This is a genomic window from Kitasatospora sp. NPDC101155 (assembly GCF_044768305.1).
Taxonomy (GTDB): Bacteria; Actinomycetota; Actinomycetes; order Streptomycetales; family Streptomycetaceae; genus Kitasatospora.
In genome coordinates this window covers 23,172-36,402 of the sequence record NZ_JBIWPN010000041.1, presented here as the reverse complement: position 1 = coordinate 36,402, position 13,231 = coordinate 23,172, and the positions used below count along the sequence as shown (strand labels likewise).

Here is a 13,231-nt window from a genome sequence, read left to right as displayed (position 1 = left end):
TGCTGGTAGGGCCAGACCACTATCACGGGTGGTAGTGCTTTGGCCCTACTGGCAGGGCCAACGAAGACGGCCCAGGCGATTGCCCGGGCCGCCGCAAGTCTCGTCCGCTACGCGCTGATGCGAGGTTGGCGAGCTGGCCTTCGTAGCGCTACCGCTGTCGTGCGGTCACCGTGCGGGCCTTCTCGTCTGGTGCGATGGGCGGCGCGTTCACCTGGCGGCACGCAGCGGACTGGGCGGCGCTGCTGCCCTCCCAGAACCGGCGGGGGTTGAGCTGGTAGGTACCGCTACGTGGGCTCGTCTTGAGGAGAATGTTGAGCCCGACGAGGCGGGCGAGGGCGACCTTGACGGTCGTGGTGCTGGCGAGGATTTCAGGCGCCACGACGTCGGGTGCAACCCGGATGGGCGTCTGCGCTCCACCGTGCTCGCGTATCCAGTCGATGGTGGCCCACTCGCCGCCGGTGAGAGCCAGCGTGTGGAGCGGGGGTCCGGCATCCCGGTATCGTCCTGCTCGGTCTTCATGCCCTGGCTCGGGTTCGTACGCTTCGGCCGCCGCGGTGACTTCAGCGACGGGGTCCTGGTCGCCGAAGTCGAACCACTCCCCGTGGATCCTGTACCTGTCGAACTCCTTGTGGAGATGCCGCTCCAGTCGCGGCCCTCCCGGATAAGTCGCGGCAAGTAGCAGCTGGACCGGAGAACCCGCTTGAAGCGCTGCCAGTCGCCCTTCCGGATCGGTGCTGCGGCCGATCTTCGCGGTCCGGCTGTCTGCGGCAGTGATCAGGTAGACGAACTCCGCTGCTGGCTGCACCAGCCCCCCAATCGCCCTACGGTCTGACTATCTGCAGTCACCGTAGTGCGGGGCGCCCACAGGTTCGTAGGGGTTAGCCGACCGCACGCAGCCGGGAGCGGCCGGCCTTCGGCGGGGTGGCTTGGTAGTCGGGGATCAGGATGGGCGGGACGCCTTCGCGTGCGGCGCGGGCCATGGCGGCTTGCATCTCAAGTTCGGAGCTGTAGCCGGCGATGGCGGGGTGGAGGCGGTAGCGGTAGCCCTTGCGCAAGACGAGGCCGCGCTCGACGAGGAGGGTCATCCCACGGCTGACAACGGAGGGGAGGATCTGCAGTTCCTCAGCGATGTCCTGCTGGGTGATTGGCACGGCGCCGCCGGGGTTCTGCCGCTCGACCATGACGGACAGGACGTTCGTCGCGGTGGGGGTGAGTTCGAGGCGCCGCAGCATCCCGAACAGGTCAGTGACCATCAGCATGCTGGCGACTCCTTGTCCCCGTTCTGGACGGCTTCCAATCCGATGATGTCAGGGAATCCGTTTTCCAGGGCAAGCGCCCGGAGTTCGGCCAAGAACGCCTGCTGCTCGTCCCCGTTGCCTTTGTACGCGATGAGCGGGTTGAGCTGCCAGATCCCCCGACCGATGCTGCGGATGTAGTTGCGCGTGGCCAGGTGCTTGAGGGCGGGGCTGACGCTCGAGCGGCTGGTGCCGATCTCGTCGGCGATCTCGCGCTGGATGGCGTGGCAGACGCCGCGCTCGGCCCGGCCGACGATGTTCGACAGCACGGCGCACTGGAGTTTGGTCATCTCGCCGGACATGAGCGCCTGGGGGAGGACGTAGCGGGCGAAGTAGCGGCTTAGGAGGGCGTAGCCGTCGGAGCCGAGGACTTCGTGGGGGGCGCGGCGGTAGAACCGGGTCCGGGCTTCGTAGATGCCGTCGGGGAGGTGGCCGGCGTATCCGCGGACGATCTCGGCGGCGAGATCACGCTGGTGCTGGGGACCGGCGGGCTGAAGTCTCGGCTGGCGGGTGCGCTGGGGCGCCTGCCTGCGGGTGCTGTCGCGCTCTGCCTGTGCCAAGACCGTGATCCTTTGCTCGTGTCGACGTCACGCTACACGTTCTTCGCAGCAGTGCGAAGAATCCTGCGTGTGGGTGCGAAACACGTGTCGCGGCGATGGCCGAGCTTCCGACGAGGAAGAATCACCTGGCCAGGTCGGATGATCATGCGGACGTCCCCGCGGCGTCACACCACGTCGACCCAATGATTCGCAATGGTGCGAAACATTGGGCCTGAATGTCCGCGTTCAGTGACCCCAAGACACCCAAAGTGTCGGCGTAGCCATACCTTTGATTTTCCAAGCTTGCAGGTCAGAGGCATGATTGCCGGACTTCCCTCTTACATAAAAAGGGCCCGCCCCGTCCTACCGCAGGTCGCCTCCGGAGGGCTGGCTTCCCCTGCCGCTGCCGCCACCCGGGCCAGGCACCAATGTGGGCATGTGGGCCTGCTGACCTCACCAGCGGAGGTCACTGCGCCAGTCACGGAAGTCCGGCTGCCGCCGGACCCGGGCCCCAGGGGGCCCTTTCCATGCCTACTCGCTCTCCGACGGCGCTGTCCGTCCCTGCGGTTCGGGGGCGCCGCTGTCCAGTGCCTTGGTGCTGGCTGCGGATGGTTCCAGGCATTGCTCCAGGTAGTCAGGTTGGGCAGCACGGTGCTCGTCAGGTGGGTGGTGACGTCGGCCACCGCTCGGTGGGTAGGCAGGTCGCGGTACTCAGTGCAGGCCGGATCGTCAGGTGGCCCCACCTCATACGGGCATCGGCCACCTTCTCGATGGCAACTGCCCAGTGTCACGCCGTCTTCGGCGTGACCGGTGCGGCGACGGGCCGACGGCGGGGCCGGCTACGGCCCTGGCGACGGATCCGGCGGCGCAGGGCAGGCGGCAGGGGCTGGTCCAGCGCAGCCCTTGGCGCTGGCCACGGGTGCGGGGGCGGAGCACGCCGCGCCCAGCCACCCACACGGCCGCGGTCCGCATCGGTTCGCAGTTGCCGCCCGTTCCCGGCTTGGCCGGCAGGGCAGGCGGCGCGCGTTGCAGGGGTGGGGAAGAGCGAAGGGGCGGGGATGGACTCATGGTCCATCTTGGGGGCACCACAATCCCGGAAATGGACCATGAGTCCATCCCCGCACTGGGTAGTGGAACCCGCCTTCACGTACATGTGACGTGATCCCAGGGTCACGTCACATGTACGTGAAGCTCATCAGTGCCTGGGACTACGGCGCAGCACCGCAGGATCCAGATCGAGCCGGAACGGGTCGGTGAGCTGGGTGGTCTCGCCGGCCTGGACGAGCCGGTCGACGTAGACGCCGTCCTCCAGGTGGCCGAGGTGGAGGCGTGGGGCGGGGTCGAGTTCGAGGCGCCAGTAGTGCGGGATGCCGGCGGCGGCGTACATGGCGGGCTTGAGCACGGTGGCGGCCACGCGCGTGGACGGGGCGGTGACCTCAATCGCGACCAGGACGTCGCTGGCGCGAAGGGTGAGGCCAGCCGTGGCGGCCGCGGCGACGTCGGCGACCACCAGGTCCGGGATCAGCAGTCCGTCCGGGACGAGCAGGTTGATCGCCGTCAGCACCTCGACCGGAGCGGCGCAGGCCTCGATGGCAGTGTTCAGGAGCACGGCCAGGCGGGAGCTGGCGCGCTGGTGGGGGACCTCGGGGTGGGGAGTCAGCAGGAGGGCTCCCCCGAGGAGTTCGATCCGGTGATGGGTGTCCTCGGGCAGGGCCAGGACGTCGTCCACGGTCCACGGCCCGACGTGCTGCTCGACAGCGGCAACGCTCACGCACTCCATTGTCCCGGGCCAGCCAGCCCCGGGGCCGCCCACTATGGTTCAGCGGTGTCGGAACTGCTGGTGCAGGCGGAGGACTTCGGTCTGCCAGTGTGCGCGGGTCTCGTTGGCGCCAGCAGGAACCTGGTGGCCGAGGCGGGCTGCCACCTCGCGGTAGAGGGCCGGGTGCTGGGTGTCGCTGGCGGCGAGCAGGGAGGAGAGCAGCGGGTCACCGTGATTTTGTCGGGTCATATGAGAGCCATCGCTTCGGCGTGAACGGGAGCCGGGTCTAGGCCGTTCGTGGCGGTGACGTACTCGACCGTGGCGGGTGTTCTCCGTCGAGTTCGGGAGCCATTCCGGCGAGATTGGGAGCCACTGATCGGGTGACCTGGTGCGCCGGGCGGAGTGTCCGTAAGGGCCGGGGCCGGAGCGTCGGTAGCTTGTGATCGCGGGCCCGGGTCGCCTCCCTGACAAGTCGCGGCCACGGGCCCGCACCTGGTTGTGCAGGCGATCTGCAAGAACGAGTCGAGCTATGGCCCTACTGGGCATCGGGCTGGCGGCGCGCGAAGAGAATTGCTCCGAGCGGGCTCTCGGCTGAGCTGAGCGTCATCTGCGCCTCGACCGCGAAGCCGGCATCGTTGAGCCAGGCGGCCACCTGGCCAGGCTGGCGGCGATGGACGTAGGTCTTCATCGGGTGGCCGCCGTAGCCCTGCGTCTTCAGCTGTGACTCATCACCGACGTGGAAGCTGAGTAGCAGTGGAGCACTGGGCCGCAACACCCGCCGGAAGTGCGTGAAGACCGAGCCGATCTCGTCGTCAGGGACGTGGATCAGCGAGTACCAGGCGACCAGGCCCGCCATCGAGGCGTCGGCGAGGTTGAGATCCGTCATGGAACCGACCTCGAACCGTAGGCCGGGATGATCACGCCGAGCCACCTCGATCATCGCGGGCGACAAATCGATCCCGAACGTGTCCACGCCCAGGTCACGCAGGTAGGCCGTAATCCTCCCCGACCCGCATCCCACGTCCGCGACTGGCCCCCCGCCGCTGGCCTGCACAAAGTCGGCGAACAGCGTCAGGGCCGTGCGCTCGTAGGGCGTCTGGTCCAGGAGGTCGCGCACCTGGTCCGCATAGCTGGTGGCGACGGTGTCGTAGGAGGTCCGGGTGTCTGCCAACCAGGCTTCAGTGTTCATAGCCAGAGACCGTAGTTCAGTGGCCAGGGCGTGCCCACCGCGGCCACGGTCCACGCTCGGCTGGCTCCGACAGGGGCGTGTGTTTCAGGGCTGCTGGGTCGTCACTTCGTTGCCGGGAAGAGGGATTCTTGGGTGGCTTGGTAGCGGTAGGACTCGGTGCCGGTCTGGATGAGGGTGCAGCGGAAGGTGATCCGGTCGGCGATGGCCGCGCAGAGGCGGGCGTCGCCGAAGGTCTTGTCCCACTCGGTGAAGGGTGAGTTCGTGGCGACCGCGGTGGCCTTGCGCTCCTCGCGCTCGGTGAAGATCTGGAACAGCAGCTTGGCGCCCTTGCGGTCCAGGTTGAGGTAGCCGAACTCGTCCAGGCACAAAAGGTCGATCTTGCTGTAGCGGGCGATCACGGAGGACAGGCGGCGGCTCGCGTCGGCCTCGGCGAGCTCGTTCACCAGCGCGCTGGTGGTGGTGTAGCGGACCGACAGGCCGGTCTCGGCGATCGCGGTGCCGATGCCGATCAGCAGGTGGGACTTGCCGGTGCCAGAGTCGCCGATCAGCACCAGCGGCCGGCCCTCGCGGACCCAGGTCGGGGATTTGAGGTCCGCGACGACCTCGGGGGTGACGTTCGGGTTCTTCTCGAAGTCGAAGTCCTCCAGCCGCTTGGGCCGTGGGAAGCGGGCCAGCCGCAGCAGCCGCTGCTGGCGGCGCAGGTCCCGGTCGGCGAGCTCGACCTGCAGCACGTCCAGCAGGAACTGCTTGTAGGTGGCCTGCTCGCGCCGGGCGGTGCCGGCCAGGTCGATGAACCGCTCGCGGAACGCGGGCAGGCGAAGCTCCCGGCATGCCTCGTCGATGAGCATGTCCTCCGGGTCGCCGGGCAGCGACATCCTGCGGCCGGGGACCTTGCCGGTGTCCTGCTCGTCGTCCTGGTCGGTGACGGTGATCGGGCTCATGCGCCGTGGCCTTTCTGGGTCTGGCTGTCGCGGCCGGCGACCGGATTCAGCAGCCGGTCGTACTTGCTCATGTCGGGCAGTGCCTGGCGCGGGTCGGGCGGCAGGCGGCGGGCATGCAGGGAGATCACCCGGGCCCCGCCGTCCGCGGTGGTGGCAGTGGAGTCGTCCGTCGCCGCCTCGTCGGGGCCGGCCAGGAGCTCGGCGTCGTCCGCGTCGGTGCCCTCCATCGCCTTGCGGGCCTCGATCGCGACCATGTCCGTGCTCACCGACCCGACCCGCAGGCAGGTCTCCATCGCCGTGACCAGGGCCTCGGCCGGGAGCTGGCGGTGCAGCAGCAGGACCTCGATCAGCATCCGAGTGCCCTCACGGTCACCGGCCTTGTTCTTCGCCGCCGCCCAGAACGCCTCGTGGACCTTGGTGAAGCCGCCTTCCGCGCGGGCCTGCGCGAGCGCCGAGGCTCCGGCGAACGCGCCGGGCTTGACCAGCAGGATCTCCAGGTAGTGGTCCAGGAAGTCGTGGTAGGTGTAGCGGCGCGTCAGGCGCGGGTGGCGGGCGACGACCTTGCGTCCGTCGAACACCCACAACTCGTTCGCCCGCAGCTTGACGCGGACCTTCGCGCCGATGAACTTCGCCGGCACCGAGTAGTAGCACTGCCTCACCGTGATCCGGGAGTTGCGCGCGACCACCGGCGTCAGGTCGATCCCGCAGTCGTAGTCGTCCGCCGGCAGCGACCGCAGCCGCTCGCGCTCGGCCTCGAAGTCGAACCCGATCGAGGTCGGCCGGCCGTGGATGTGCCGGGCGTCCTCGGCGATGTCGATCGCAGCCAGGCGCTCGTTCAGCTCCGCCAGCGACTCCACCTGCGGCGGCGGGACCAGGTGCTTGCGGCGGAACCGCCCGCCCTCGTGCTCCACCCCCCCTTCTCGTGGGCACCGTCCTCGCCCGGCGCGCAGTAGAACGCCGAGAACTGGTACCAGGACTTGAACGACGCCCACCTGGCCGATTCCAGCCGGGAGCGGCCGAACAGCACCTGCTTGACCGCCGGCTTCAAGTTGTCGTAGCGGATGTGCACCGACGGCACCCCGCCCAGCACCGTGAACGCCTCCACGTGCCCTTCCAGGAACGCCTCCTGGGACGCGGTCGCATAGACGCTTCTCTGCACTATCGAGGGCGCCCGTCGGCGTACTTACGAACGTGCAGAGCCAGGTACGGATGAACGTGCAGAGTGCATCAGGCTGATTGCCTGAGAGAATCTGCTTGATCATCCAGGGTCGGGGCCGACAACGAGGAGCAAGGTGATCAGCCAGGGCGTGAATATCGCAGCGCCGTGTGAGGCCTGCGGCGGTGTGCTGATTCGAAACATCGGCCAGTTCGTCGACCGTGGGCGCCTGTGGTGGGGAACTGAAGGGGCCTGCCGGACATGCCCCGTCGGGTGGTGCGAGCAGGACAGCGGCCGTGAGACCCCAGAGGAGATCCGTCAGGCGCTCTTGGCCGAACACGGACCTGCTCGGCTCCGGCTGACAGAGCCCGAGGCAAGTCCGGTGGCTGTCCTGCGTGCTCTTCGAGAGGTGCATGACCTGACACTCGTGCAGGCAAGGACCCTGGCAGATGAGTTGGCGACAACCGGGCTGGTGGGGACGCTGGTCGAAATGGAACTCATAGCCGCCCGGCTCCGACATCGTTCAGTTCGAGTGTCAGTTGAGACAACACCCCGCTGATCGCCAGGAGCGAGACCAACGGGAGCGTGGTCAGGCGATGCCAGCCCCGCCTTCGATGGCGGTGAGGCGGTTCTTGAGCCGGTAGGTGGGGTCGCCTGACCGGTCTGACCAGCACTACTTGCTTCGATCCCCATCGACCTCAGCGGCCAGCACGGCAGTCCCATGCAAGTGCGTGAAGTACTCGGTGGCGTACTCGTCATCGGCGATGGACGGAAGGATCGTTCCAAGGACTGTTATGCGTCCCTGCAGGATGTCTCGGTTCCGGTCATCCAGAGGGCCGTCCAAGGCCGACGAGATACAGCCAGCGAGCGTCGAGTCCATCATCACCATGCACTCACCCTCGGGCTCTCGCAGGTAGAAGCCCCGGGGAAAGGGCATGGCCCTGAACTCATCCCACAACTGTGCCAGCTGATCCAGATTTGCTTCTGCCATACCCGCGATCATGCCTTACGGCCAGGAAGCATAGGACCGCGTTCTGCAGACAGCTCTGCACGATCACTCGTACTTGCCTCTGCACTTCAACTCGTACGCCGACAGCGCCTGAGCGGATCCTGGTCAGATCGCGATCGGGAGCTCTTCAATCCAGCAGTGGACTGACTTCGCGGTGATCACGGCCAGGGCGTCCTCGGCGTCGGCTCTGGTCAGAAAGACGCCCGCTCCGGTGACGTCGGGCCCGTCGGGGCGGATCACCCGCGTCATAACGACGTAGACGCGGCGGTGACGCTCGCGGCGGACCGCGGCGTTGTCCTCAGCCAGCAGTGCGTCGATGAGCTCCTGGGACGAGGCGATGTTGAGGCCAGCGTCGACCCCGGAGAGCGGCTGGCTGGGCCAGATCGGCCTGTCGGGGTAGAAGTCGTTGAAGAAGCTCTGTTGCGTGCGGCCGAGCACCCCTTCCCTCCAACCGACGGCCATGGCGACCACGTAGTCGGACTCACCCTGGCTCTCCAGAACGAAGACGCGATCGTCCCGGCTGAAGGACACGCTGGCGTGGTCGGTCTTGACCTGCTCGCTCTCGGCCGCGGTCGCGCATCTGATCGCCAAGCCGCGGTAGTCGTCACGGATCTTCACCACGGCGGCGGGCTTGAAGAGCACGTCAATCGTTGTCTCGGGCTCGCCGGGCTCGTCGGGCCGGCCGATGCTCCGCATCAGGAGCTGGCCGTGGCTCGCCGTGTAGGCCAAGAGGTGGAACCTGCGCTCGCTGCGAAAGACCTCCTTGCCGGGGATGAGCTGGTGATCGCGGTTGAGCCATGTGCTGTCCGTCATGGGCTCACGATCTCTATCTCGCCCACGCTGGTCAATGTGATTGTTCAGCTGAGGGAGCCGGGTCCGCTCTCTCCCCGCCCTGCTTGTGCCCGTAGGCGTTCGGCCTGCTGCTTCTTGACGGCGATGTGCCGCAGGCTCTCCTGCAGCCCGGCGACCTCACCGAGCCACTGCATCCGCTGGGCCTCCCCGAGGCGCTCGCGCGTGTTGGCCTCGATCTCCAGCAGCCGGGGCTCCTGGGCCAGGTCCAGGCGGAGCATGGGGCACCTGACGCAGGCGCTTTCATGCTGGCACGGGGTCCCGTAGGGCCGGTCGCAGGTGCCGAGGGCAACCTTCCGGAGGCTGAAGTGGTCACGGAAGTCCTGCCACTCGGCTCCGCTGGGCTCGCGGTACTCCTCGCCGGGACGGTGGCTCCGGCGCTGGTCGATGAACTGCCGGTAGTGGCGGACGACTTCCTCGGGATAGACCGCGACGTAGGCCTGAGTGGTGTTGAGATCGAGGTGGCCAAGGACCTTTGCGGCGATATGGATCGGCAAGCCGCCGTTGACCGTCTCGGTCGAGAAGATTCTGCGGAAGTCGTGCGGCGTGAACCTCAGCGGTGTCCCGTCGACGTCGACGATGCCAGCCCGTAGCGCATGGTCGGTGAGGAGCTCGCGGATCCGGTTGGGGGAGATGACCTGGAGCCGGTGCTGGGAGGGGCACTGGAACAGGTGGGGCATCGGTGGGCCGAAGACCCGCTCGTAGCCGTCGTACCGGGTCAGCAGCGGCACCCGCTCCCCGGTGCCTTTGATACGGCGAATGATCCGGGCGAGGACTGCGACGAGGTCCGGGTCGGCGGGGATGACGCGCTCTCGGTCGGTCTTGGATGGGCTGATCTGCAGCAGAGGCACCGTCTCGCCGGTGGGAGCTTGGTACTGACGCAGACTCAGGTGGGTGAGCTCCAGGAGTTCCTCGATCCTGGCCCCGGTGCGTCGCAGGACCTCGATGCTCGCCCAGGTCCAGAACGCGTTGTTCTCCTCGCATTCGGCATCGAAGCGGGGACCGGGCTCGTCGACGGGGGCGAGGAACAGTGCGGTGGGGCGCCAGTGGCTGCCGTTGCGGCCGGTGCGTCGATAGCGCGAGCCCTCAACGGTGAACTCCTCACCCGGCTTCGTGGAGCGGACTGCCTGTAGCAGGAGCGTGGCGTGCTGCAGCCGAGCCTCGGCAGCGCGGACGAGTTGCGGCAGGACAGGGACCAGGGTGCGGGTGCGCTGCTGCATCCGTGCCTGTCGGTGACGGGTCTCCTTGATGTAGCCGCGGATGTCGGCTTCGCTGATCGGGCAGGGTGCGGCCCAGGTCGCCCAGCGGGCCGGGTCTTCCATCGCCCACTGCGAGAGGTCCAGGTAGAAGGAGCGGACGGCCAGGAACACGGCGTGGGCGGTGCGGCGCGGTCGCCCGTCGGGCAGGACCCGGACGCGCTGCTTCCATGCCTGGGCCACCTCGTCGGGCAGGTTGAACGAGGAGATCGCTGGGTGGTGGCGTTGCAGGTCGCCCCAGAACAGGTCGGCCAGCATCTGGGCGTGATTGACCAGGGAGCCGTAGTCCAGGACTGCGGATCGCTCGGCGATGTAGTGGACGAGCACGTCGCGGACCGCGCGATTGGCGATCGGGTGGCGGTCGATCAGCTCTGCGGGGGTGAGCTGGCCGCGGGCCTGGGCCTCGCGCAGGGTCGGTGGCGAGTCCTTGAGACCGCCGACGGCGTGAAGGATGTCGTAGGCGAGGGCCAGGGCCGTCACCGTCCGGCCGTTGTCCCGACGGGCCCGGGCGTAGTCGGTGAGGTCCTCCAGGTCGAAGGCCAGCAGGTCCTTGCCGGTGACGATACTCATGCGGGTGAGCACGTTCAGGGCTTCGGTCGCGTGCTCGTCGCAGCGCTGTCCGCCGGCGCGCTCTGTGAGTTCGGCGAACAGCGCCGGTTGGTTGTGGCGACGGTAGGCGTCGTAGACGCCCAGGAGGCGGCTGCCGAAGAGCCACGCGTAGGAGGGCCGGATCGCCCGGAGGACGATCAAGGTGCCGAGACCAGCGGTGAACCGCGACCGGGTGCCCGCGCTGAGCCCCTGCGGTCCCCAGCCGGAGCCCAGTCCGTCGGAACCGCTCAGCAGCCATCGGTCTTGCCAGGTGTCGGCCGGGAATCCCTCCAGCCAGTCGAAGATGCGGGTCAGTGAGAGCTGCTGACGCCATAGGTTGCGAGCGGTCGGCTCTCTCAGCAGCCTCTCGGCCAGGCGGGCGAGTTCATCGCGATGCGCCGCTTCCCGGCCGCTGCCCCGGGTCGTGCTCCTTGGTTCGGGCAGCACGGTGGTGAGGAGGGCGGGGTCGCGTGGGCTGACCGGCGTGCGGGCGACGCGGCCGTGCCGGGCCATCAGCGGCTCCCGAAGACGTCGGCGAGGTCGTCCGGGTCATACGTCCAGCCGGTCAGCGGCCGCGGTGGCGGCTTGGGCCGCGTGTAGTGCTCGTGGACCTTGGTGATGACCTCATCGATCCTGGGCCGCAGGTAGGTGCTGGTCGTGGTGATGCGCCGGTGGCGCATCACCTGCTGAGCGTCGACCAGGGTGATGGCCGGGTCTTCGATCAAGCGCAGACACAGGGTGTGCCGCAGGTCGTGCAGCGTTACGTTCGCCCCGATCCGGGAGTTGATCCGATTGAGCACCGCTCGCAGTGCGGTGTAGGTCAGCGGGCGCGTCTGTCCGCGCAGGGTCCACCACACCGGCTCGTCCGGGGCGGGCCGGTGGCCGTCCTGGGCCAGGTCACCGAGGTAGAGGGCCAGCCAGGCGAAGGCTTCCGGGGAGGCTGGGCATGCTTCCTTCACCCCGCCCAAGCCCTTGGTCTGCACGTAGATCCGGCCCTCGCCCGGGTGGATGTCGCCGATCGTCATGCCCAGCATCTCGGCGGCCCGTGCGCCGCTGGACAAGAACATGGAGAACAGTGCCCGGTCGCGGTGACAGCCCAGTGAGGTGAACAGGTCTTCGACGACATCGTCGGGGACAGCACGGGGCTCGCGGTGGGCCTGCTTCTGCCGGTAGGCGCCACGACGGTGCAGCCGAAACGGCTCCAACGGGTTGTGATGCGCGTCCAGCCGGCGTCCGTCACGGGACTGCGGCGGCACCGGGGAGACGACGGGACCCTGCCCGGTTTGCAGATGGTGGTCGTAGAACGCCGCCAGCACCGACACCGCGTGGTTGATGGTTGCCGGGGCGTAGCCCGACCTCAGGTACGGCTTGCCAGTGCGCGCGTTCAGCGATCCCGGCACGGGTGCATCCGGTCGGTTCCGGTCCCGCGCCGGGTTGTGGCACGTCCGCAGCCAAAGGACGAAGTCGCGTACGTCCACTCGTTTCGCACGGCTCCATTCCACATCCACTGCCGCGAGGAAGCGGAACCATCGCAGCAGGTCAAAGGCATAGGAACGGCAGGAAGCTGGAGTGTTGCCGCAGGCCAGCAACTCCCGCAGGAACTCGTTTGCCGACGTGATCGGCTGGCCCGCCCCGTCGAGAACCACCCAGGGCAGCGTGGCGGCACCGGTCGCCTCCACTCTGCCGACCCGGGCCACCACCAGCCCAGTCACCTCGCGTTCCGCCGTCACCGCAGCGTGATCCATCACGTCTCCGTCTCGTCGGGAACATCCCGAACGGAGACTCCTCGCCCTCACCGAGCCAACACGTAGGACACGCCGATAGTGCGGTCAACGGGTCGGTGCACGGCCTTGCCCGAGCAGGACAGCCGCAGCGTGAACAGCACGCACTTGCGTCGCTGCCCGGCCAGGTCCAGCCAGAAGTCCGCGAAGTCGACCTCTGCCTCCTCGCCCGGCCTTTTCGCCTGGGGGACCATCCCGTCCAGGTGTCGGCGGCCTTCCAACGCCTCCGCCTTGATCTCGGGGCGCCGCTTCCTCACGTACTCCCACACCGTGGTCTGCCGACCCAGCTCGAAGTCGTGCTCCGCGGCCAGACGCTCCATGATCCGCGGGATCGTGTGCTTCTGCTTCGCCGGAGCGTCCAAGTCCTCGCGCAGCATCGCGTCGATGAAGCCCTTCACCGGCTCCAGCACGCTCTTGCGCGGCGGCGGCGCCTTGCGTTTCGGCGGCACCGGCGACTCCAACGCCTTCTTCACCGTGTTCCGCGACACCTTGAACCGCGCAGCGAGCTCCCGCCCCGACAGCCCCTGCTCGCGCTGGGCCCGGCGGATCCTCTCGAATAGCCACTCACGTGACCTGTGCACCAGCGGTCTCCCTGACCTGGACCGTGATCAACAGGCACAGCGTGACGGCCGAACGGCGCAAGCCCCCGCGATTACTCCGAAAGCGGCATGTTCCACACCATCACACCGACTGGCTCTCAATCTCACCGAAGAACCGCTGGCTCCCCAACAGGCCGAAGCCGTGGCTCTACTTCACCCCGGTAAAAACAGGTCACCGGCTGCGGTGGTGTCTTCTACCCGGAGCAGGACCTGGATCCGGTCGTCGGGGTGGAGGTCGGGCAGGGCAGCGCCGAGGTGGCGGCTCAGGTG

The 13,231-nt window shown here is 68.0% G+C and carries 14 protein-coding genes; all 14 read right to left on the bottom strand.

Going from position 1 to position 13,231, the window contains the following annotated elements:
* Positions 1-148 precede the first annotated feature (148 nt).
* Positions 149-805: a GIY-YIG nuclease family protein gene (locus tag ACIRYZ_RS36450; protein WP_402952597.1), complete on the bottom strand. Its 657-nt coding sequence runs from the start codon at positions 803-805 to the stop codon at positions 149-151.
* Positions 806-878: 73 nt separating this feature from the next.
* The gene (locus ACIRYZ_RS36445; RefSeq protein WP_402952596.1) at positions 879-1,259 is read right to left on the bottom strand and encodes a hypothetical protein; all 381 of its coding nucleotides are present in this window, start codon (positions 1,257-1,259) and stop codon (positions 879-881) included.
* Positions 1,253-1,855, bottom strand: coding sequence for a replication/maintenance protein RepL (locus tag ACIRYZ_RS36440; RefSeq protein ID WP_402952594.1), 603 nt, complete (start codon positions 1,853-1,855; stop codon positions 1,253-1,255). The genes ACIRYZ_RS36445 and ACIRYZ_RS36440 overlap by 7 nt, the downstream gene beginning before the upstream one ends.
* Before the next feature lie 1,174 nt (positions 1,856-3,029).
* Positions 3,030-3,605, bottom strand: a complete 576-nt coding sequence (locus ACIRYZ_RS36435) for a Uma2 family endonuclease (RefSeq protein ID WP_402952593.1) — start codon at positions 3,603-3,605, stop codon at positions 3,030-3,032.
* Positions 3,606-3,653: 48 nt separating this feature from the next.
* Entirely contained in the window at positions 3,654-3,842 is a 189-nt protein-coding gene (locus ACIRYZ_RS36430) for a hypothetical protein (protein WP_402952591.1), read from the bottom strand.
* 286 nt (positions 3,843-4,128) lie between these two features.
* Entirely contained in the window at positions 4,129-4,782 is a 654-nt protein-coding gene (locus ACIRYZ_RS36425) for a class I SAM-dependent DNA methyltransferase (RefSeq protein ID WP_402952589.1), read from the bottom strand.
* Between the two features lie 101 nt (positions 4,783-4,883).
* Positions 4,884-5,723, bottom strand: coding sequence for an IS21-like element helper ATPase IstB (istB, locus tag ACIRYZ_RS36420; protein ID WP_402952588.1), 840 nt, complete (start codon positions 5,721-5,723; stop codon positions 4,884-4,886).
* On the bottom strand, positions 5,720-6,634 hold the full coding sequence (locus ACIRYZ_RS36415) for a Mu transposase domain-containing protein (RefSeq protein ID WP_402952586.1): 915 nt from the start codon (positions 6,632-6,634) through the stop codon (positions 5,720-5,722). The genes istB and ACIRYZ_RS36415 overlap by 4 nt, the downstream gene beginning before the upstream one ends.
* Positions 6,559-6,828, bottom strand: coding sequence for a hypothetical protein (locus ACIRYZ_RS36410; RefSeq protein ID WP_402952584.1), 270 nt, complete (start codon positions 6,826-6,828; stop codon positions 6,559-6,561). Before ACIRYZ_RS36410 ends, ACIRYZ_RS36415 begins: the two co-directional genes overlap by 76 nt.
* Positions 6,829-7,552: 724 nt before the next feature.
* On the bottom strand, positions 7,553-7,870 hold the full coding sequence (locus tag ACIRYZ_RS36405) for a hypothetical protein (protein WP_402453897.1): 318 nt from the start codon (positions 7,868-7,870) through the stop codon (positions 7,553-7,555).
* Positions 7,871-7,993: 123 nt separating this feature from the next.
* Positions 7,994-8,701, bottom strand: a complete 708-nt coding sequence (locus tag ACIRYZ_RS36400; RefSeq protein WP_402952583.1) for a hypothetical protein — start codon at positions 8,699-8,701, stop codon at positions 7,994-7,996.
* Positions 8,702-8,745: 44 nt separating this feature from the next.
* Entirely contained in the window at positions 8,746-11,094 is a 2,349-nt protein-coding gene (locus ACIRYZ_RS36395; protein ID WP_402952582.1) for a tyrosine-type recombinase/integrase, read from the bottom strand.
* Complete coding sequence (locus ACIRYZ_RS36390; RefSeq protein ID WP_402952581.1) at positions 11,094-12,326, bottom strand: tyrosine-type recombinase/integrase; 1,233 nt, start codon at positions 12,324-12,326, stop codon at positions 11,094-11,096. Before ACIRYZ_RS36390 ends, ACIRYZ_RS36395 begins: the two co-directional genes overlap by 1 nt.
* Before the next feature lie 47 nt (positions 12,327-12,373).
* The gene (locus ACIRYZ_RS36385) at positions 12,374-12,943 is read right to left on the bottom strand and encodes a hypothetical protein (RefSeq protein WP_402952580.1); all 570 of its coding nucleotides are present in this window, start codon (positions 12,941-12,943) and stop codon (positions 12,374-12,376) included.
* Positions 12,944-13,231: the final 288 nt, after the last annotated feature.